The sequence below is a fragment of the Streptomyces sp. NBC_01077 genome (assembly GCF_045162855.1).
Taxonomy (GTDB): domain Bacteria; phylum Actinomycetota; class Actinomycetes; order Streptomycetales; family Streptomycetaceae; genus Streptomyces.
In genome coordinates this window covers 6,493,631-6,513,822 of record NZ_CP108669.1, presented here as the reverse complement: position 1 = coordinate 6,513,822, position 20,192 = coordinate 6,493,631, and the positions used below count along the sequence as shown (strand labels likewise).

Annotated in this window: 19 protein-coding genes; 11 read left to right on the top strand and 8 right to left on the bottom strand. The window is 71.4% G+C overall.

All coding sequences use genetic code 11. From position 1 onward, the window contains the following. Positions 1 to 2: 2 nt before the first annotated feature. The 6 genes from OG462_RS29710 to OG462_RS29685 form a co-directional block, all read right to left on the bottom strand. Positions 3 to 1,826 carry a glycosyltransferase family 2 protein gene (locus OG462_RS29710; protein ID WP_406062253.1) on the bottom strand — a complete coding sequence of 608 codons (1,824 nt, stop codon included), beginning with the start codon at positions 1,824 to 1,826 and terminating at the stop codon, positions 3 to 5. 91 nt (positions 1,827 to 1,917) lie between these two features. Beyond that, the gene (locus tag OG462_RS29705) at positions 1,918 to 2,613 is read right to left on the bottom strand and encodes a TetR/AcrR family transcriptional regulator (protein ID WP_406062251.1); all 696 of its coding nucleotides are present in this window, start codon (positions 2,611 to 2,613) and stop codon (positions 1,918 to 1,920) included. Next, positions 2,610 to 3,293: a DUF4166 domain-containing protein gene (locus OG462_RS29700; RefSeq protein WP_406062250.1), complete on the bottom strand. Its 684-nt coding sequence runs from the start codon at positions 3,291 to 3,293 to the stop codon at positions 2,610 to 2,612. The genes OG462_RS29705 and OG462_RS29700 overlap by 4 nt, the downstream gene beginning before the upstream one ends. After that, positions 3,290 to 4,024, bottom strand: coding sequence for a hypothetical protein (locus tag OG462_RS29695; protein WP_406062248.1), 735 nt, complete (start codon positions 4,022 to 4,024; stop codon positions 3,290 to 3,292). Before OG462_RS29695 ends, OG462_RS29700 begins: the two co-directional genes overlap by 4 nt. Positions 4,025 to 4,180: 156 nt before the next feature. Continuing rightward, complete coding sequence (locus tag OG462_RS29690) at positions 4,181 to 4,474, bottom strand: MTH1187 family thiamine-binding protein (protein WP_390486716.1); 294 nt, start codon at positions 4,472 to 4,474, stop codon at positions 4,181 to 4,183. Then, on the bottom strand, positions 4,471 to 4,824 hold the full coding sequence (locus OG462_RS29685; protein ID WP_187623214.1) for a DUF3817 domain-containing protein: 354 nt from the start codon (positions 4,822 to 4,824) through the stop codon (positions 4,471 to 4,473). The genes OG462_RS29690 and OG462_RS29685 overlap by 4 nt, the downstream gene beginning before the upstream one ends. Positions 4,825 to 4,931: 107 nt before the next feature. On the opposite strand from OG462_RS29685, the gene OG462_RS29680 reads away from it, so the two are divergent. The 4 genes from OG462_RS29680 (at position 4,932) to OG462_RS29665 (ending at position 7,562) form a co-directional block, all read left to right on the top strand. Next, positions 4,932 to 5,570: an AIM24 family protein gene (locus tag OG462_RS29680; RefSeq protein WP_406062246.1), complete on the top strand. Its 639-nt coding sequence runs from the start codon at positions 4,932 to 4,934 to the stop codon at positions 5,568 to 5,570. After that, the gene (locus OG462_RS29675) at positions 5,570 to 6,220 is read left to right on the top strand and encodes an AIM24 family protein (RefSeq protein WP_406062244.1); all 651 of its coding nucleotides are present in this window, start codon (positions 5,570 to 5,572) and stop codon (positions 6,218 to 6,220) included. The genes OG462_RS29680 and OG462_RS29675 overlap by 1 nt, the downstream gene beginning before the upstream one ends. After that, entirely contained in the window at positions 6,217 to 7,002 is a 786-nt protein-coding gene (locus tag OG462_RS29670; protein ID WP_406062242.1) for an AIM24 family protein, read from the top strand. The genes OG462_RS29675 and OG462_RS29670 overlap by 4 nt, the downstream gene beginning before the upstream one ends. 83 nt (positions 7,003 to 7,085) lie before the next feature. Then, positions 7,086 to 7,562 carry a MarR family winged helix-turn-helix transcriptional regulator gene (locus OG462_RS29665; RefSeq protein WP_406062240.1) on the top strand — a complete coding sequence of 159 codons (477 nt, stop codon included), beginning with the start codon at positions 7,086 to 7,088 and terminating at the stop codon, positions 7,560 to 7,562. A 105-nt stretch (positions 7,563 to 7,667) separates the two neighbouring features. On the opposite strand, the gene meaB is transcribed toward OG462_RS29665, so the two are convergent. Together meaB and OG462_RS29655 are read right to left on the bottom strand one after the other, a co-directional pair. Continuing rightward, the gene (meaB, locus tag OG462_RS29660; protein ID WP_406062238.1) at positions 7,668 to 8,624 is read right to left on the bottom strand and encodes a methylmalonyl Co-A mutase-associated GTPase MeaB; all 957 of its coding nucleotides are present in this window, start codon (positions 8,622 to 8,624) and stop codon (positions 7,668 to 7,670) included. Between the two features lie 35 nt (positions 8,625 to 8,659). Continuing rightward, positions 8,660 to 9,862: an acetyl-CoA C-acetyltransferase gene (locus tag OG462_RS29655; protein ID WP_406062236.1), complete on the bottom strand. Its 1,203-nt coding sequence runs from the start codon at positions 9,860 to 9,862 to the stop codon at positions 8,660 to 8,662. A 137-nt stretch (positions 9,863 to 9,999) separates the two neighbouring features. Here OG462_RS29655 and mce point away from each other — a divergent pair, with 137 nt between their 5' ends. The 7 genes from mce (at position 10,000) to OG462_RS29620 (ending at position 20,184) form a co-directional block, all read left to right on the top strand. Next, the gene (gene mce / locus OG462_RS29650; protein WP_030210541.1) at positions 10,000 to 10,452 is read left to right on the top strand and encodes a methylmalonyl-CoA epimerase; all 453 of its coding nucleotides are present in this window, start codon (positions 10,000 to 10,002) and stop codon (positions 10,450 to 10,452) included. A 185-nt stretch (positions 10,453 to 10,637) separates the two neighbouring features. Next, entirely contained in the window at positions 10,638 to 15,083 is a 4,446-nt protein-coding gene (gene scy, locus OG462_RS29645) for a polarized growth protein Scy (protein WP_406066772.1), read from the top strand. A gap of 114 nt (positions 15,084 to 15,197) precedes the next feature. Further along, positions 15,198 to 16,133, top strand: a complete 936-nt coding sequence (locus tag OG462_RS29640) for a cellulose-binding protein (RefSeq protein WP_187622557.1) — start codon at positions 15,198 to 15,200, stop codon at positions 16,131 to 16,133. A 122-nt stretch (positions 16,134 to 16,255) separates the two neighbouring features. Next, a complete protein-coding gene (locus OG462_RS29635) occupies positions 16,256 to 17,224 on the top strand; it encodes an ABC transporter ATP-binding protein (RefSeq protein ID WP_406062234.1) in 969 nt (322 codons plus the stop codon). A gap of 3 nt (positions 17,225 to 17,227) precedes the next feature. After that, positions 17,228 to 18,007: an ABC transporter permease gene (locus tag OG462_RS29630; RefSeq protein WP_406062232.1), complete on the top strand. Its 780-nt coding sequence runs from the start codon at positions 17,228 to 17,230 to the stop codon at positions 18,005 to 18,007. A gap of 186 nt (positions 18,008 to 18,193) precedes the next feature. After that, positions 18,194 to 19,348 carry an ABC transporter ATP-binding protein gene (locus tag OG462_RS29625; RefSeq protein ID WP_406062230.1) on the top strand — a complete coding sequence of 385 codons (1,155 nt, stop codon included), beginning with the start codon at positions 18,194 to 18,196 and terminating at the stop codon, positions 19,346 to 19,348. After that, positions 19,345 to 20,184, top strand: coding sequence for an ABC transporter permease (locus OG462_RS29620; RefSeq protein WP_406062228.1), 840 nt, complete (start codon positions 19,345 to 19,347; stop codon positions 20,182 to 20,184). The genes OG462_RS29625 and OG462_RS29620 overlap by 4 nt, the downstream gene beginning before the upstream one ends. Positions 20,185 to 20,192: the final 8 nt, after the last annotated feature.

The window sequence follows — 20,192 nt, the reverse complement described above, 5'->3', positions numbered from 1 at the left end:
GCTCAGTTCCCTCCGGTCGTCGTGGGGGCGGGGGTGGAGGGGGCGGGCGGGTGCGGGGGGACGCCCGTCGTGACGGCCTCGACCCCTTCGCGGGCGTCGGCGAGACCGCGGGCCCGGACGCGGGCACGGGCGTGTGCGCGGACGCGCAGGACGCGCCGTGCCCGGAGGGTCGTGACGGCCCAGAGGGAGATCGGGGCGAGCGCGATGACCAGGGCGAGCGAAGCCCAGGTGAGCATGGCCGCGTGGGTGTGCCCGAAGTGGACGGAGGCCGCGAGCGAGGCGATGAGGATCGCCGCCCAGCAGAGGTGGATGCGGAAGGTCGGGATCCCGTCGGGGCTGGCCTCGCCGCCCTTGGGCGTGACGACGAAGCGGCCGCGGGTGCGGAGGACCGCCGAGCCGAGGGACTTGAGGTAGATGGGGGCGGAGAACGCGGACATCGCCATGCCGGCGAGGCCGCCGGAGCCCTCGGGTTCGTGGGGCGAGACGTTGTGCCGCCGGTTCCACAGGTAGAGGCCGATCTGGAGGGCGACGGCGTCGCTGTAGATCATCAGCCAGACGGACGTGGAGACCTGGGTGCCCGAGGCGCCGAGCCAGAGGTAGAGGACGCTGCTGAGGATGCCCAGGAGCCAGTTGACGGCCGTCATCGGGTAGTAGACGAGCATCAGGGTGTAGTTGAGGAAGCGGCCCGGCGGGGTGCGGAAGGGCGTCTTCCAGTACTGCTTGACGATCGTCTCGTACGTGCCCCGGGACCAGCGGAGCTGCTGGGTGAAGAAGTCCGTCCAGGAGGCCGGGCCCTCGCCGACCGCGAGGACGTCGGGGGTGTAGACGGAGCGCCAGTAGTGGCCGGTGCGCGGGTTCTTCCTGCGGTGCAGTTCGAAGCCGGTGGCCATGTCCTCGGTGACCGAGTCGTACAGGCCGCCGATCTGCTTGAGGGCGGAGATCCGGACGACGTTGTTCGTGCCGACGAACATGGGCGCGTGATAACGGTTCCCGGCGCGCTGGATGAGGGCGTGGAAGAGGAACTGCTGGGACTCGGCGGCCTTGGTGACGATGTTGGTGTAGTTGCCGTACACCTGCGGTCCGACGACGAAGGCGACGTCGGGGTCGCGGAAGTAGCCGAGCATCCGCTCCAGGAAGTTGGGGAGCGGGACGTGGTCGGTGTCCACGGAGGCGAAGTAGTCGTAGTCGTCGCCGTGCACGGCGAGCCAGGCGTTGTAGTTGCCGTGCTTGGTCCTCGCCCTGTGGACGCCCTTCCTGCGGTTCCACTCGGGGACGCCGGCGCGGGTGAAGTGGCGGACGCCCAGCTCGGCGCAGAGCGCCTTGGCCTCGGCGGAGTCGCCCTCGTCGAGGAGCCAGACGTCGAGGTGCCCGGCGTGCCGCAGTCCGGTGGCGCCTTCGAGGGTGGCGCGGACCATGGCGAGCGGTTCCTTGCCCGGGACGTACGTGGTGAGGAAGGCGACGCGGGTGCCGTTCTCGGCGTACACGGGTATCGGGTCGCGGGCGACCATCGTGGCGTGGGCGATCGACGTGACGTTCACCAGCATGAAGAAGCAGATGAGACCGATCGACACGAGCATCACGGTGTCGAGGTGGACGAGCCGGCGGTCGCCGCCCTCGCGGACGGTCCAGTGGCTGGGCCAGACGAGATACGCGAGGAGCAGCGCCGACAGGATCGGCGCGAGGCTCATGAGGAGGACGGCGCGTATTCGGTGCGGCTCCTTCGAGAGCAGACTCCGGTACTGCACCTGGTAGGCCACCGGGTCCGGCTCCGTGAGCGGACCGGCGAGTCGGCTGTAGGTGTCGTAGTCGTAGCCTCCCGACCGCACGGTGCCTCCAGCTGTCGTCGAACGAGTCGATAACCCAACGAAAGGGGCAAACGATCGGCGTGTCGACTGGAGTACTCCGAGTGGGTTGGTCTTACCGCATACGGCCGCTCTGCCGCCGGAGCGTGTACGTGACGGCCCTTCGGGCGACGGGGTTCAGCTCCTCCACAGCTGCCATCAGGGCGCCGAGCTGCTCAAGGGCCGCGAAGGCCGCCTCCGCGCCGGCGGGGTCGACGCCCTCGTACAGTTCGAGGCCGACGAAGGAGGCGCCGACCGCGCGGGCGAGCCCGGCGGGGTCGGTGAACTCGGCGAGCGGGGTCCCCGCGAGGACCCGGACGAGGACCTGTTCGATCTCGGCGATCCACAGGTCGAGCCCGGCGGCCGTGGCCGGCACGAGCCGGGGGTGCGCCTGCGCGCCGGCGAGCAGCTGCCCGAGGAAGGCGACGTGACCGGCCGCCCGCTCCTCCTCGTGCAGCTCGCGCCCGAAGGCGAGCAGCTCGGTGAGACTCGTGACCGCGCCCAGCCGCTCGCGGTGGCGGGCGACCCGCTGCTCGGCGCCGTGCCGGCAGGCCGCGGCGAGCAGCTCGTCCACGGAACCGAAGTGGTAGAAGACGAGGGCCTGGTTCACCCCGGCGGTGGTCGCGATGGCCCGGGCGGAGGCCTTGGTGATGCCCTGCTCGACGAGGGTCCGCAGGGCGCCTTCGAGCAGCTTCTCCCGGGTCTCCTGGCTGCGGGCGTCCTGCCCCTTCGCGCCGCCGGCGGCCTTCCCGATCGCGGTCTCCGCACTCACGCCCGTACCTCCTCGCGCACTGGGCGCAGCCCCGCGCGCACCCCGTGGGAGCCTACGTCGGCGTACTCGGCGGTGAACGACCCCTCGTAGCCGAAGAGCGGGCCGAAGTACCGGTTCACCACCCGCACGTCGATGCGGAAGCGGCCGGTGCGCTCGTCGAAGGACTCGCGCACCTCGGCGCGGCCGCCGACCAGCTCGGGGACGCGCACATCCAACGGGCCCTCGCGGAAGCGGTGTTCGCCGGAGCGGATGAGGAGCGAGCCGTCCGGCTCGGCGGACATGTGCAGATCGCTGGCGAGGTGCTGGTGGGTGCCGAGGTAGTCGAGGACGCAGTCGCGCTCGGGGCTGTGGACCATGGTGGCGTCGAAGCGCCGGGGTCCGCCGGGCAGGGCGAAGGTCCGGACGAAGGTGACGGTCTCGCGCCCGTACGAGTCCAGGTACGGCACGTTCTCGATGGTGAAGGGGACGTCGCGGCCGGTGCGGGGCAGCAGGATGTTCCGCAGCCCACCGACGGCGAGGAACGGCTTCACGACGGCCCGGCCGTGCCAGATCCGGTCCATGACACCGCGCCCGACGCACAGCTCCCCGCTCACGAGCCCCACCGAGAAGCGCCGCTGGAGCTCCGGGTGCAGCCGCTCGAAGGCCGCGTCCCCCATGGCCGTACGGAAGATCGAGGTCACGACTGCTCCAGGGCGGGCTTCAGGGTGGCGAGGAGCCGGGGCTCCCGGCTGCGGTCGGGCGCGGTGCGCAGACAGCGGCGGGCCGCGGGGGCGCGGGACGAGGGCGGTACGAGGACGGCGGCGGCGAGTCCGAGGACGGTGAGCGGGACGGCGGCGAGCGACACGAGGCCCAGCGGCAGGGCGGTGGCGATCCACGGCACGGCCACGAGCAGGATCCGGGCGGCGAGTTCGAGGAGCCAGCGGTCGCGGGAGCGCTCCGGGGTGACGCCCCGCTCGCACCAGAGCCGCAGCCGGTCGAAGGACCAGGCGGTGGCCCAGCCCATGAGGGGCCGGAAGACGAGCCGGTCGGCGACACGGCCGAAGCGGCCCCAGCGGGGCCGGTAGTCATAGCCGGTGAGGAAGCGGATGCCGTCGGAGGTGGGGACGTACCGCCAGTAGCCGCTGCCCTCGGCGAGGAGCGACAGCGGGTGGGACGAGGAGAAGCGGAGGGCGGAGACCCGGTCGCCGCCGGCCCGGTGGCGCTCCCCCGCGGAGACACCGGTGCCGGCGACGGCCAGGAAGGGCAGGACGCGGGTCGCGTAGCGGAAGTGCTGGGGTTCCCCCTCGGCGCGCGGGAGGTAGGAGATCTCCGTGAACCGCAGGTCCCACCGCTGGTGCCGGTCGGGTTCCTGCGTGCGTTCCCAGAGCGTCTCCAGGTCCGCGCGCACGTGTGTCTCGATGTAGAGACCCATGACTGTTCCCCCGCCCATCCGGCATTTTGAGCGACTGCTCAAAACTGCGCCGCGAGTGAAGGTAGCCGATTTTGAGCACTCGCTCAACCGGTGGGACGACAAGAAGCCCCCGGCCCAGAAGGAGGGCCGGGGGCTACGCCGGTTCGGGCGGGGGCGTCAGGCGCCGAGGTGGCGCTCCACCGTCTCGACCTTCGAGGTCAGACCGTCCGTCACACCGGGACGGATGTCGGCCTTCATGACGACCGAGACGCGCGGTGCGCGGGCCTCGACGGCGGCGACGGCACGCTTCACGACGTCCATGACCTCGTCCCACTCGCCCTCGATCGAGGTGAACATGGCGTCGGTGCGGTTCGGGAGCCCGGACTCGCGGACGACCCGGACGGCGTCGGCGACGTACTCGCCGACCTCTTCCCCCACACCCAGCGGGGTGACCGAGAAGGCGACGATCACGCCTTCACCGCGCCTTCGGCGGCCGCGGCGCGGGCGCGGGAGGCGATGACCGCGTTCTCGGCCTCGCGCTTCAGCTTCCGCTCGGCGTAGAAGCCGCCGAGCGGCAGCACCGAGAGGACGAAGTAGAGGGCGGCGGTCCCGAAGCTCCACTTGGTGCGGTTCCAGGCGTCCAGCCAGAAGAGGACGTAGAGGATGAACAGCACGCCGTGGATCGCACCCATGACCGGCACCGCGTTGAAGTCCGTCGTCCGCTTGAGCACCGAGCAGACCAGCAGGAGCAGGAACGAGACGGCCTCCGGCGCGGAGACGAGCCGGAGCCGGTGGAGGGAGGAAGCGGTCTTGATGTCCACGGAGGGGGTCACCTTCGTTCGATCTTGTGAACGGATGCACAAGGGCCCGTCCATTGTGCACGCCGACTTTGCTGTCTCTTTATCCGGGTCCCCAGTACCTTCAGCGGGTGGCAACGTTCCGACTCCAAGGCAGCAAAGTGCTCGCCGTCTCCATCACCGGCGACGCCGTCAAGGCGAAGAACGGCTCGATGGTCGCCTACGACGGCCAGATGGCGTTCAAGAAGATGAGCGGCGGCGGTGAGGGCCTGCGCGGCATGGTCACCCGCCGGCTCACGGGTGAGCAGATGGAGGTGATGGAGGTACGCGGCCAGGGGACCTGCTGGTTCGCCGACCGGGCCTCCGAGATCAACCTCGTCTCCCTGCACGGCGACAAGCTCTGGGTCGAGGCGAGCAATCTGCTCTGCACCGACGCGGGGCTGCGCACCGGCACCACCTTCACGGGGCTGCGCGGCGGAGCGACCGGCAACGGCCTCTTCACCACGACCGTCGAGGGCACCGGGCAGGCCGCGATCATGTCCGACGGCCCGGCGGTGGTGCTGCGGGTGACCCCGCAGTACCCGCTCCAGGTCGACCCGGGCGCGTACCTCGCGCACCAGGGCAACCTCCAGCAGCACTTCCAGTCGGGTGTGACCTTCCGCACCCTCATGGGCGAGGGCGGCGGCGAGGCCTTCCAGATCCGCTTCGAGGGGGACGGCCTCGTGTACGTCCAGCCGAGCGAGCGGAACACGATCGGGGGCGACGTCTGATGCCGTTCCGCGAGATCAACTCGAAGATGGTCGAGGCGACCGTCGTCCCCGGGCAGCGGATGTTCAGTCAGCGCGGCGCGATGCTCGCGTACCGCGGCGACGTCACTTTCACGCCGAACATGGCGGGCGGTCAGGGCGGCGTGATGTCGATGATCGGCCGCCGCGTGGCCGGCGAGGCGACGCCGCTGATGACCGTCGAGGGCAACGGCACGGTGATGTTCGGGCACGGCGGCCACCACATCCAGGTGATCGGCCTGACGGGCGACACCCTGTACGTGGAGGCCGACCGGCTGCTCGCCTTCGACGGCACCCTGGAGCAGGGCACGATGTTCATGGGCTCGCAGGGCGGGGTCATGGGCATGGTCCGCGGCCAGGTGACCGGCCAGGGCCTCTTCACCACCACCCTGAAGGGCCACGGCGCGGTGGCGGTCATGGCGCACGGCGGGGTCATCGAGCTGCCGATCGCCCCGGGCCGCCCGGTCCATGTGGACCCGCAGGCGTACGTGGCCCACCACGGCGACGTACGGAACAAGCTCTCCACCGCGCTCGGCTGGCGCGACATGGTGGGGCGCGGCTCGGGCGAGGCGTTCCAGCTGGAGCTGAGCGGCAGCGGCGCCGTCTACGTCCAGGCCTCGGAGGAGAAGCTGTGAGCACCCCGGTGATCCATGATCCGACGACCCTGCCGTCGGACGACAACGTGAACCCGTACACCTTCTGCGTGGAGCTCAAGGGCTCCCAGTGGTTCCTGCAGAAGGGCAAGATGATCGCCTACTACGGGCGGATCGAGTTCAACGGCATCGGGCACGGGCGGCTGGACCGCCTGGTCCGTACGTCGTTCCACTCGCCGCTGCACGCGAGCGACTGGGTGGTGGCCGAGGGCAGCGGGAAGATGCTGCTCGCGGACCGGGCCTTCGACGTGAACTCGTTCGACCTGGACCAGGGCAACCTGACGATCCGTTCCGGGAACCTCCTCGCCTACCAGCCCACGCTCGCGCTGAAGCAGTCGATCGTGCCGGGCTTCGTGACGCTGATCGGCACGGGCAAGTTCGTGGCCGCGTTGAACGGCCCGGTGGTCTTCATGGAGCCGCCGATGCGGGTGGACCCGCAGGCGCTGGTCGGCTGGGCCGACTGCCCCTCCCCGTGCCACCACTACGACCACGGCTACATGACGGGCGTGATGGGCGGCGTTCGGGCCCTGACGGGCATCGGCGGCACCTCGGGCGAGGAGCACCAGTTCGAGTTCGTGGGCGCGGGCACGGTCCTGCTCCAGTCGACGGAGCTGCTGATGGCGGACCGGGCGATCGGTGGGCCGCCGGCGCAGGCAGGCGTGCCGGGCGGGCATGGAGCGCCCGGTTCCGGCCAGGGTGTGCCAGGCTCGGTACCGCGCCTTCCCGGCCAGCTCGGGGACCTTCAGCGGCGCTTCGGTCTGTGAGCGGTAGTCTGCGGAGTGTGACGTCTTCGAACGCGCGCTCCCAAACTTCGTCAAGTATTCAACTTCTTAGGTAGAATCCATATATGGAGACCGAGACCGCCACCCCGTGGCTCACCGACGCCGAGCAGTGTGCGTGGCGCACATTCCTGGACGTCCAGAGGATGCTGACGTACCAGCTGGAGCGGGACCTCCAGCCCTTCGGCCTGACGATGAACGACTACGAGATCCTCGTGAACCTCTCGGAGTCGGCGGAGCGGCGGCTGCGCATGAGCGACCTGGCGGCTGCCACCCTCCAGTCGAAGAGCCGGCTCTCGCACCAGATCACCCGCATGGAGAACGCCGGACTCGTCCGGCGCGAGAACTGCGAGTCCGACCGGCGCGGACTGTACGCCGTGCTCACCGACGCGGGCATGGAGACCATGCACAAGGTCGCCCCGCACCACGTCGAGTCGGTGCGCAAGCACTTCATCGACCAGATCGGCCCGGAGGCGCTCGGCGGCCTGCGCGAGTCCCTGAAGCCGGTCGCGGACCAGCTGCGCGGACGGCGCGGCAAGCCGTGACCGTCTGACGAGGAAGGGCCTCCCCGGTCGTCCGGGGAGGCCCTTCCTCGTCTGTACGTACGCGGTCGCCGGTACGTGTGTACGTACCGGCGACCGCGTACGTGCTCAGGTGCCCGTCAGGCTCGCGACCAGCTCGTCCGAGGCCGCGTACGGGTCGAGCTCGCCGGCCACGATCCGCTCCGCGAGCGCGTCCAGACGCCGGTCGCCGTGCAGATCGCCGATCCGCTCGCGCAGGGCCGTGACCGCGATGGTCTCGACCTCGCGCGCGGCACGGGACCGGCGGCGCTCCGCCAGGACCCCGTGCTCCTCCATCCAGGCGCGGTGCTTCTCCAGGGCCTCCACGACCTCGTCGATGCCCTCGCCCCGTGCCGCGACCGTCTTCACGATCGGCGGCCGCCAGTCACCGGGACCGCGCGCCTCGCCCAGGCCCAGCATGTGGTTGAGCTCGCGGGCGGTGGCGTCCGCACCGTCCCGGTCGGCCTTGTTCACCACGTACACGTCACCGATCTCCAGGATGCCCGCCTTCGCGGCCTGGATCCCGTCGCCCATGCCCGGCGCGAGCAGGACGACCGAGGTGTCGGCCTGGGAGGCGATCTCGACCTCCGACTGCCCGACGCCGACGGTCTCCACGAGGATCACCTCGCAGCCGGCCGCGTCCAGGACGCGGATGGCCTGCGGGGCGGACCAGGCGAGACCGCCCAGGTGGCCCCGGGTCGCCATGGAGCGGATGTAGACGCCCGGGTCGGAGGCGTGCTCCGACATCCGGACCCGGTCGCCGAGGAGCGCTCCCCCGCTGAACGGCGAGGACGGATCGACGGCCAGGACGCCGACCCGCTTGCCCGCCCGCCGGTAGGCGGAGACCAGCGCGGACGTCGACGTGGACTTGCCGACGCCGGGCGAACCCGTCAGGCCCACCACGTACGCGCCGCCGGTGAGCGGCGCGAGCGTCGCCATCACCTCGCGCAGCTGCGGGGACGCCCCCTCCACGAGCGAGATCAGCCGGGCCACGGCCCGCGGCCTGCCCTCCCGTGCCTGGGTGACCAGAGCGGGGACGTCCACCATGTGCAGAGCTCCTTGCCTGACCTTGCCGAGGTGACTTACTTGCCGGAGACGCGGATGATCAGCGCGTCACCCTGACCGCCGCCGCCGCACAGCGCGGCCGCGCCGATGCCGCCGCCGCGCCGCTTGAGCTCCAGGGCCAGGTGCAGCACCACACGGGCGCCGGACATGCCGATCGGGTGACCGAGGGCGATGGCGCCACCGTTGACGTTCACCTTCTCGGGGGTGACGCCGAGGTCCTTCATTGACTGCACGGCGACCGCGGCGAAGGCCTCGTTGATCTCGATGAGGTCGAGGTCCTCTACGGTCAGGCCGTCCTTCTTGAGGGCGTGCTGGATCGCGTTCGACGGCTGCGACTGGAGCGAGTTGTCCGGGCCCGCCACGTTGCCGTGGGCGCCGATCTCGGCGATCCACTCCAGGCCCAGCTCCTCGGCCTTGGCCTTGCTCATCACGACGACGGCGGCGGCGCCGTCCGAGATCTGCGAGGAGGTGCCGGCGGTGATGGTGCCGTCCTTGGCGAAGGCCGGGCGGAGCTTGCCGAGGGACTCGGCGGTGGTCTCCGCGCGGATGCCCTCGTCCTTGGAGAAGACGACCGGCTCGCCCTTGCGCTGCGGGATCTCGACCGGGGTGATCTCGGCCTCGAAGATGCCGTTCTTCTGGGCGGCGGCGGCGCGCTGGTGCGAGAGCGCGGCGATCTCGTCCTGCTCGGGGCGCTTGATGCCCAGGCGGGTGTTGTGCTTCTCCGTGGACTCGCCCATGGCGACGCCCTCGAAGGCGTCGGTGAGGCCGTCGTACGCCATGGAGTCGAGCATCTCGATGGCGCCGTACTTGAAGCCCTCGCGGGACTTCGGCAGCACGTGCGGGGCGTTGGTCATCGACTCCTGACCGCCGGCGACGACCACGTCGAACTCACCGGCGCGGATCAGCTGGTCGGCGAGCGCGATGGCGTCGAGACCCGACAGACACACCTTGTTGATGGTGAGGGCCGGGACGCCCATCGGGATGCCGGCCTTGACCGCGGCCTGGCGGGCGGGGATCTGGCCGGCGCCCGCCTGGAGCACCTGGCCCATGATCACGTACTGGACCTGGTCGCCGCCGATGCCGGCCCGGTCGAGGGCCGCCTTGATGGCGAAGCCGCCGAGCTCCGCGCCCGAGAAGGACTTGAGCGAGCCGAGCAGGCGACCCATCGGCGTGCGGGCGCCCGCGACGATCACTGAAGTGGTACCGGTCGTTCCAGACATGAGGCACGGCCCCTTGGGAAGAGAAGTGAACGAGGGTTTACCGCCAATGTACTGAGCGGCGGCCCACCGGGTCACCGGCCAGTCGGTGTGACGGCCCGCACGTTGCGTAACCACCCTCGCGGCGCTGCACTGGAGGCATGCTGACGCGAATCGACCACATCGGGATCGCCTGTTTCGACCTGGACAAGACTGTCGAGTTCTACCGTGCCACGTACGGTTTCGAGGTCTTCCACTCCGAGGTCAACGAGGAGCAGGGCGTCCGCGAGGCCATGCTCAAGATCAACGACACCTCGGACGGCGGGGCCTCGTACCTCCAGCTCCTGGAGCCGACCCGGGAGGACTCGGCGGTGGGCAAGTGGCTCGCCAAGAACGGCGAAGGCGTGCACCACATCGCCTTCGGTACGGCGGATGTCGACGGGGACGCCGAGGCCATTCGCGGCAAGGGCGTCCGGGTCCTCTACGACCAGCCGCGGATCGGCTCCATGGGCTCCCGGATCACCTTCCTCCACCCCAAGGACTGCCACGGCGTACTCACGGAACTGGTCACCTCGGCAGAGCCGTCGGCTGACCACTCCTCAGCGGAGCACTGACCTCCGGATTCCTGGCCCGGTAGAGTGGGCGACTCCGGGCCGGGGCCGGTCGGGGCCGCTCCGTGCGGCACCGTAGTCGGGATGTCGGGGTCGTCCGATCTGCCACGATTCCCCGGGGGTCCGTCCTCGGCCGTGAGGGCGGTGCTCGTTGGAGTGTTGCGACCAGGGGACGGATGGACCGCGCAGTGCGGGGCTACGAACGCCAGGAGAGCCACCGAGCTGAAGACGACCATCTCGCCAGGTTCGAAGCCGAGATGGACCGGCTGAAGACCGAGCGCGAGAAGGCCGTCCAGCACGCCGAGGACCTCGGATACCAGGTCGAGGTCTTGCGCGCCAAGCTCCACGAGGCGCGCCGCACCATCGCGTCCCGACCCGCCTACGACAGCGCGGACATCGGCTACCAGGCCGAGCAGCTGCTGCGGAACGCGCAGGCGCAGGCCGAGCAGCTGCGCCAGGACGCCGAGCGCGAGCTCCGGGATGCCCGCGCCCAGACCCAGCGCATCCTCCAGGAGCACGCCGAGCACCAGTCCCGGCTCCAGGCCGAACTGCACAACGAGGCGGTCCAGCGCCGCCAGCAGCTGGACCAGGAACTCAGCGAGCGCCGGCAGACCGTCGAGGCGCACGTCAACGAGAACGTCGCCTGGGCCGAGCAGCTCCGCGCCCGTACGGAGTCCCAGGCCCGCCGTCTGATGGAGGAGTCCCGCGCGGAGGCCGAGCAGTCGCTCGCCACCGCACGCGCCGAGGCCACCCGCCTCGCCGAGGAGACCAGCCGGCGCGTCGGCACCGAGGCCGAGGCCGCCCGCGCCGAGGCCGAAGCGATTCTGCTGCGTGCCCGCAAGGACGCCGAGCGGCTCCTCGGCGCCGCTTCCAGCCAGGCGCAGGAGGCCACCAGCCACGCCGAGCAGCTCCGCTCGACCACCACCGCCGAGACCGACCAGGCCCGCCGGCAGGCCACCGAGCTCTCCCGCGCCGCCGAGCAGCGCATGCAGGAGGCCGAGGAGAAGCTGCGCGTCGCCCGCGCCGAGGCCGAGAAGGCCCTCAGCGAGGCCAAGGACGCCGCCGCCAAGCAGCTCGCCACCGCCGAGTCGGTCAACGAGCAGCGCACCCGCACCGCGAAGACGGAGATCGCCCGGCTCGTCGGCGAGGCCACCAAGGACGCCGAAGCGCTGAAGGCCGAGGCCGCGGAGAAGCTGCGCGAGGCGACCGCCGAGGCGGAGAAGCTCGTCTCGGAGGCCTCCGAGAACGCCCGTACGGTCGCCGCCGAGGACTCCGCCGCCGCACTCGCCAAGGCCGCGCGCAACGCCGAGGAGATCCTCACCAAGGCGTCCGACGACGCCCGGGAGACCACCCGCAAGGCCTCCGAGGAGGCCGAGCGGATCCGCCGCGAGACCGAGGCCGAGATCGACCGGCTGCGCTCCCAGGCGGAGGAACAGGCCGACGAGCTGCTCGGTTCGGCGAAGGACGACACCAAGGAATACCGCGCCAAGACGGTCGAGCTGCAGGAGGAGGCGCGCCGGCTGCGCGGCGAGGCCGAGCAGCTGCGCGCCGAGGCCATCGCGGAGGGCGAGCGGATCCGCGGCGAGGCCCGCCGCGAGGCCGTCCAGCAGATCGAGGAGGCTGCCAGCAGCGCCGAGGAGCTCCTCACCAAGGCCCGTACCGACGCCGACGAGATGCGGACGAAGGCCGGCGCCGAGAGCGAGCGGGTCAAGTCGGAGGCCATGGAGCGCGCCCAGACGCTCCGGACGCAGGCCGAGGAGACCCTGGAGCGCACCCGCGCCGAGGCCGAGCGGCTGCGCGCCGAGGCCGAGGAGCAGGCCGAGTCGGTGAAGGCCGCGGCCGAGGAGGCCGCCGCCGGGCTGCGCGCCGACGCCGAGCGGGCCGCCGAGGCCCGCCGCGCGGAGGCGGCCGAGGAGCTGACCCGGCTGCACACCGACGCCGAGGCGAAGGTCGTGGCGGCCGGGGAGGAGCTCACCGACGCGCGTGCCGAGGGCGAGCTGATCCGGCGCGAGGCCGCCGAGGAGACGGAGCGGCTGCGGACCGAGTCCGCCGAGCGCATCCGTACGCTCCAGCAGCAGGCCGAGCAGGAGGCCGAGCGGCTGCGCGCCGAGGCCGCGTCGGACGCGTCCACCACGCGTACCGAGGCGGAGACCGCGGCGGGACGGCTCCGTACGGAGGCCGCCGAGGAGGCCGAGCGGCTGCGGTCGGAGGCCCAGGAGACCGCCGACCGGGTACGGGCCGAGGCCGCCGCGGCCGCCGAGCGGGTCGCCGCCGAGGCCGCCGAGGCCCTGGCCGCCGCGCAGGAGGAGGCCGTCCGGCGCCGCCGGGAGGCCGAGGAGACGCTGGAGTCGGCCCGTTCCGAGGCCGGCCGGGAGCGCGAGCACGCCCGCGAGCAGTCCGAGGAGCTCCTCGCCGCCGCCCGCAAGCGCGTCGAGGACGCGCAGGTCGAGGCGCAGCGCCTGGTCGAGGAGGCGGACACGCGGGCGACCGAGATGGTCACCGCGGCCGAGCAGACCGCCCAGGAGGTACGGGACTCGGTGGCGGGTCTGCGCGAGCAGGCCGAGGAGGAGATCTCCGGGCTGCGCAGCGCCGCCGAGCATGCGGCGGAGCGGACGCGTACCGAGGCGCAGGAGGAGGCGGACCGGGTCCGCGCCGACGCGTACGAGGAGCGGGAGCGGGCGTCCGAGGACGCCGCCCGCACGCGGGCGCGTTCCCAGGAGGAGACCGAGGCCGCGAAGGCGCTGGCCGAGCGGACGGTCACCGACGCGCTCGCCGAGTCGGAGAAGCTGCGGGCGGACACCGCCGACTACGCGCAGCGGGTACGGACCGAGGTGACGGATTCCCTCGCCTCGGCCGAGCAGGACGCGTCCCGCACCCGGGCCGACGCACGCGAGGACGCGAACCGGATCCGTTCGGAGGCCGCCGAGCGTGCCGAATCGCTGGTCGGCGAGGCCCGTACGGAGGCGGAGCGGATCGCCGCCGAGGCGGAGCAGGTCCTGGACGAGGCCCGTCAGGCGGCGGACAAGCGCAGGAGCGACGCCGCCGAACAGGCCGACGCCCTCCTCGCCGAGGCGACGAGCGAGGCCGAGCGGCTCACCGCCGAGGCGGTCGAGCTCATGGAGACCACCGAGCAGGACGCCCGACGGCTCCGCACCGAGGCCGAACAGGTCAAGGTCGACGGGGAGGCACACGCGGAGGCCCTTCGGGCGGCCGCGGTCGCCGACGGCGAGCAGGTCCTGGACGAGGCCCGTCAGGCGGCGGACAAGCGCAGGAGCGACGCCGCCGAACAGGCCGACGCCCTCCTCGCCGAGGCGACGAGCGAGGCCGAGCGGCTCACCCGCGAGACGGCCGCGGAGGCCGAGCGGCTCACCGCCGAGGCGGTCGAGCTCATGGAGACCACCGAGCAGGACGCCCGACGGCTCCGCACCGAGGCCGAACAGGTCAAGGTCGACGGGGAGGCACACGCGCAGGCTCTGCGGAACGCGGCCCTGGCCGACGGCGAGCAGGTCCTCGACGAGGCCCGCAAGGCCGCCGACAAGCGCAGGAGCGACGCCGCCGAACAGGCCGACGCCCTCCTCGCCGAGGCGACGAGCGAGGCCGAGCGGCTCACCCGCGAGGCGAACGCCGAGGCGGAGCGGGTCACCCGCGAGGCGGGCGAACTCGCCGACGCCGTCACGGCGGACGCGCGCTCCGAGGCCGAGGCGACGGTGGGCTCCGCCCAGCAGGACGCCGAGCGGATCCGTTCCGAATCGGAGCGGCTCAAGGCGGACGCCGAGGCCGCGGCCGAGCAGATGCGTTCGGAGGCCCGCGAGGAGGCGGACCGGACGCTCGACGAGGCGCGCGAGGCCGGCGCCCGGAAGCGTTCGGACGCGGCCGAGCAGGCCGACCAGCTCATCGGCAAGGCCCAGGAGGAGGCGCTGCGCGCCACCACCGAGGCCGAGTCGCAGGCCGACACGATGGTCGGCGCCGCCCGCAAGGAGGCCGAGCGGATCGTCGCCGAGGCCACCGTCGAGGGCAACTCGACGGTGGAGAAGGCCCGTACGGACGCGGACGAACTCCTGGTCGGGGCACGCGGCGACGCGACGGCCATAAGGGAGCGGGCCGAGGAGCTGCGGGGCCGGATCGAGGGCGAGATCGAGGAGCTGCACGAGCGGGCGCGCCGCGAGAGCGCCGAGCAGATGAAGACGGCGGGCGAGCGGGTCGACAACCTGGTGAAGGCCGCGACGGAACAGCGCACCGAGGCCGAGGAGAAGGCCAAGGAGCTTGTCTCCGAGGCGAGTTCGGAGGCGAGCAAGGTCCGTATCGCCGCGGTCCGCAAGGCCGAGGCGCTCCTCAAGGAGGCCGAGCAGAAGAAGGCCTCACTCGTCGCGGAGGCCGAGGGCATCAAGGCCGAGGCCGAACGGACCCTGGCGGAGGCGCGGGCCGAGGCCGAGAAGACGATCGAGGAGGGCCAGCGGGAGCTGGAGGTGCTCGTGCGGCGCCGCAAGGACATCAATGCCGAGATCTCCCGTGTCCAGGACGTACTGGAGGCGTTGGAGTCTTTCGAGACTCCGTCCGCCGGCACGAAGGATGGGGTCAAGGCGGGCGCGTCGGCGGGGTCCACTCGTTCGAGTGGCAAGCCCCAGGACGGCTAGCCACTCAAAAGGCTGGACATTCTCCAGATGAAACGGGCATACGCTCGATGACACGCCGCTTCGGCCCCTAGGATTCCCTCTAACACCTCACCGGTCTCATTCGACAGGAAACCCATGAGCGACACATCCTCCCCCTTCGGCTTCGAGCTCGTGCGGCGCGGTTACGACCGCGGTCAGGTGGACGACCGCATTACCAAGCTCGTGTCCGACCGCGACAGTGCGCTGTCCCGTATCACCTCCCTGGAGAAGCGCATCGAGGAACTCCACCTCGAGACGCAGAACGCCCAGGCGCAGGTCACCGACGCCGAGCCGTCGTACGCGGGGCTCGGCGCCCGGGTCGAGAAGATCCTCCGGCTCGCCGAGGAGGAGGCGAAGGACCTGCGTGAGGAGGCCCGTCGCGCCGCCGAGCAGCACCGCGAGCTGGCCGAGTCGGCCGCCCAGCAGGTGCGCAACGACGCGGAGTCCTTCGCGGCCGAGCGCAAGTCGAAGGCCGAGGACGAGGGCGTCCGGATCGTCGAGAAGGCCCAGGGCGAGGCCAACACGATGCGCGCCGAGGCGCAGAAGGACGCGCAGTCGAAGCGCGAGGAGGCGGACGCCCTCTTCGAGGAGACCCGCGCCAAGGCCGCCCAGGCCGCCGCGGACTTCGAGACCAACCTGGCCAAGCGCCGCGAGCAGTCGGAGCGCGACCTGGCCTCGCGTCAGGCCAAGGCCGAGAAGCGTCTGGCGGAGATCGAGCACCGCGCCGAGCAGCTCCGCCTGGAGGCCGAGAAGCTGCGTACGGACGCGGAGCGCCGGGCCCGTCAGACGGTGGAGACCGCGCAGCGCCAGGCCGAGGACATCGTGGCCGACGCGAACGCCAAGGCCGACCGGATCCGCAGCGAATCGGAGCGCGAGCTCGCGGCGCTGACGAACCGCCGCGACTCGATCAACGCGCAGCTGACCAACGTCCGCGAGATGCTGGCGACGCTGACCGGTGCCGCGGTGGCGGCGGCCGGCTCCCCGATCGACGACGAGCGCCCGGCCGGCGTTCCGGCCCAGCAGTCCCGCTGACACCACCCGTCCCGGCGGTAGCGGTCGCCCTGACGCACCGCCGGTAACGAGTACGCAGCGTTCCCCAGAACCCCCTGTCATTCCGGTGGCGGGGGGTTTTGCGCGCCCTTAGGTTGGGACGCATGATCGAGCTTGAGGGCCTGACGAAGCGCTACGGGGCGAAGATCGCGGTCGACCACCTCTCGTTCCAGGTGCGTCCTGGCGTGGTCACCGGCTTCCTCGGGCCCAACGGGGCGGGCAAGTCCACGACGATGCGGATGATGCTGGACCTGGACAACCCGACGAGCGGGAGGGTCCGGATCGACGGCAAGCACTACCGGGAGCTCGAAGAGCCCCTGAAGTACATCGGGGCGCTGCTCGACGCCAAGGCGATGCACGGCGGCCGCTCGGCGTACAACAACCTGCTGTGTCTCGCGCAGTCGAACCGCATCCCGGAGCGCCGGGTGAGCGAGGTCCTGGACCTGGTGGGTCTGACGCCGGTCGCGAGGAAGAAGTCGAAAGGTTTCTCCCTCGGTATGGGGCAGCGGCTCGGCATCGCGTCCGCACTGCTCGGCGATCCCGAGATCCTGATGTTCGACGAGCCCGTCAATGGTCTGGACCCCGAGGGAATTCACTGGATCCGCAATCTGATGAAGGCGTTGGCGGCCGAGGGCCGGACGATCTTCGTTTCCAGCCATCTGATGAGTGAAATGGCGCTGACGGCCGATCATCTGATCGTGATCGGCCAGGGAAAGCTGCTGGCCGACACGTCGATGGCGGATTTCATCCATGAGAATTCCAGGAGTTATGTACGGCTGCGCTCGCCGCAGCAGGAGCAGCTCCGGGACGTGCTGCACGCCAATGGGTTCATCGTGGTCGAGGCGGGCAGCGGCGTCCTCGAGGTGGACGGGGCGACGACCGAGAAGCTGGGCGAACTCGCCGCCGAACACGGGCTCGTGCTGCACGAGCTGAGCTCCCAGCGCGCCTCGCTCGAAGAGGCCTTCATGCAGATGACGGCGAGTGCGGTGGAGTACCACTCGCACGGCACCGATATCCACGGTGGCGCCCCGGCGCCCGGCCCCCAGTGGGGCACGACCTCCCAGGGAGCCTGAACGATGGCAGCGGCATCCGCGGTCCTGCAGTCCGAGTGGACCAAGATCCGGACGGTGTCGTCGACCGTCTGGACCCTGGCGAGCGCCTTCCTCGTCACGGTGGCGATGAGCGCGGCGCTGAGCGCCGTGCTGAACTCCAGCTTCACCGACCTGAGCGAGGCCGAGCAGGCCACCTTCGACCCGACGTTCGTCAGCTTCTCCGGGATGATCCTCGGTCAGCTGGCGATGGTGGTCTTCGGCGTCCTGGTGGTGGGGACCGAGTACTCCTCGGGCATGATCCGCACCTCGCTCGCGGCCGTGCCGCAGCGCGCGACCTTCCTCTTCTCGAAGATCGCGGTGGCGGGCGGGCTCGCGTTCCTGGTGGGTCTCGCGACGAGCTTCGTCTCCTTCTTCCTGGGGCAGGCGCTGCTCGGCGAGCACCGGGCCTCGATCGGCGACGACAACGTGCTGCGGGCGGTGGTCGGCGCCGGGCTCTACATGGGCCTGATCGCCCTGTTCTCCATGGGCGTGGCGGCGATGCTGCGCTCGTCGATGCTCTCGCTCGGCATCCTGGTGCCGTTCTTCTTCCTGGTCTCGCAGATCCTTTCGGCCGTACCGAAGGCCAAGGAGGTGGCCCGCTACTTCCCCGACCAGGCCGGCGCGAAGATCATGCAGGTCGTGCCGGACGCCATGAACACGGAGGAGGCTCCGTACGGCCCGTGGGGCGGGCTCGGGATCATGGTGCTCTGGGTGGCGGCCGCACTGCTCGGCGGCTATCTGGTCATCAAGAACCGGGACGCCTGAGCTTCCGACCCCGAGAGTCGACTCCGGGAGAACCCCGACGTTTCCCCCGGAGACCCCCCGGAGGTCGTCTCCACTTCGCCGGAACCGTCAATGGCTGGATAAGCTCCTAGCTCATACGGGGGGCTCCGGCCGACGGCCGGCCACGCCCCGACACTGGTGCGACCGACCTGTCGATGGGGCTGGAGAATGATCGAGGCAGTCGGCCTGACGAAGCGCTACGGCGCCAAGACGGCCGTGTACAACCTTTCCTTCCAGGTGAGGCCCGGTGTCGTCACCGGGTTCCTGGGTCCCAACGGGTCCGGCAAGTCGACCACGATGCGCATGATCCTGGGCCTCGACCGGCCCAGCGCGGGTCATGTGACGATCGGCGGCCACCCCTTCCGGCAGCTGCCGAACGCGCCCCGGCAGGTCGGCGCGCTCCTCGACGCCAAGGCCGTGCACGGCGGGCGGAGCGCGCGCAGCCATCTGCTGTCGCTCGCGCAGCTCGCCGGCATCCCGGCGCAGCGCGTCGACGAGGTCCTGGGGGTCGTCGGCCTGCAGGACGTGGCCAAGCGGCGCTCCAAGGGCTTCTCGCTCGGCATGGGCCAGCGGCTCGGCATCGCGGCGGCGCTCCTCGGCGACCCGCAGGTGCTGCTCTTCGACGAGCCGGTCAACGGCCTGGACCCGGAGGGCATCCTCTGGGTCCGCAACCTGATGAAGAAGCTGGCCTCCGAGGGGCGGACGGTCTTCGTCTCCAGCCACCTCATGAGCGAGATGGCCCTCACCGCCGACCATCTGATCGTGATCGGCCGGGGGCAGCTGCTCGCGGACATGAGCGTCACGGACTTCATCTCGGCGAACTCCGCCGACTTCGCCCGGGTGCGGACCCCCCAGACCGATCCGGGTCAGCGGGAGAAGCTGACGGCGGCCCTCATGGAGGCCGGCGGCCAGGTCCTCTCGGAGCCGGACGGCGCCCTGCGGGTGACGGGACTGCCCCTGCCGAGGATCAGCGACCTCGCGCACGACGCGGACGTACGGCTCTGGGAGCTGTCCCCGCACCAGGCCTCCCTCGAAGAGGCGTACATGCGGATGACCCAGGGCGCCGTGGACTACCGCTCCACCGACGACCGGCTCGCGCACCTCCAGCCGCCGCAGCAGCCCGGCCACCCCGGGTACGGGATGCCGCCGCAGCCGGTGGTCCAGGACGTGCCGCAGCAGGGCTGGTACGCCCCGCCGCCGCCCGGGCACAACCCGTACGCCGGGGCTCCCGGCCAGCAGCCCGTGCCGGCTCCGTACGCCCCTCCGGCCGCTCCGCAGCCGGGCACCCCTCAGCCGAGCGACACCACCAAGGACGCCCGATGACCGCCCCCGCCCCGCACCACGCTCCGGCGCCGCACGTCTACGTCTCCCCCATCCCGGTCCGCAGGGCGCACCTCGGTGACGCCCTCGCCTCCGAGTGGACGAAGATCCGCTCGGTGCGTTCGACGCTGTGGACGCTCGGGGTCATGATCCTGCTGATGCTGGCCATCGGCCTGGGGGTGGCGGCGATCGCCGCCAACGCCGGCGAGGAGGCGATGGGCGAGGAGTCGGCGCTCGGCTTCGGCTTCTTCGGGATGCTGCCGGCCTCGATCTGTGTGATCACGCTCGGCGTGCTGACGGTCGCCTCCGAGTACGGCACCGGCATGATCCGTACGACCCTGACGGCCTGCCCGAGCCGGGCCCGGGTACTGACGGCGAAGGCCGTCGTGTTCTTCGTGCTCGTCTTCACGGTGACCACGGTGGTCGCCGCGCTCGTGGGCGCGGCGCAGGTCGCCATCGTGGACGCGGCGGACACGCCCACGACGGCCGAGTGGCTGCGGGCGACGGTCGGCGCGGGCGCCTACCTGGCCATGTTGGGCCTGCTGTCGCTGGCGCTCGGCACGTTGATCCGGCACTCGGCCGGTGCGATCACGGTGATGATCGGTCTGCTGTTGCTGCCGCTGGTGGCGGCGCTGTTCATGTTCTCCGAGGCGCTGAAGTCCGTGCAGGAGTGGCTCCTGACGTACGCGATCCCCTCGCAGATGATCTCGCTGTACGCGGCGCAGCCGCCGTTCGGCGACAAGGGCCCCGCGGGCTGGGAGCCGCTGCTGATCATGACCGGGGTCGCGGGGATCGCGCTCGCCGGCGCGTTCGCCCTGCTGAACAGCCGGGACGTGTAGGCGCCCGG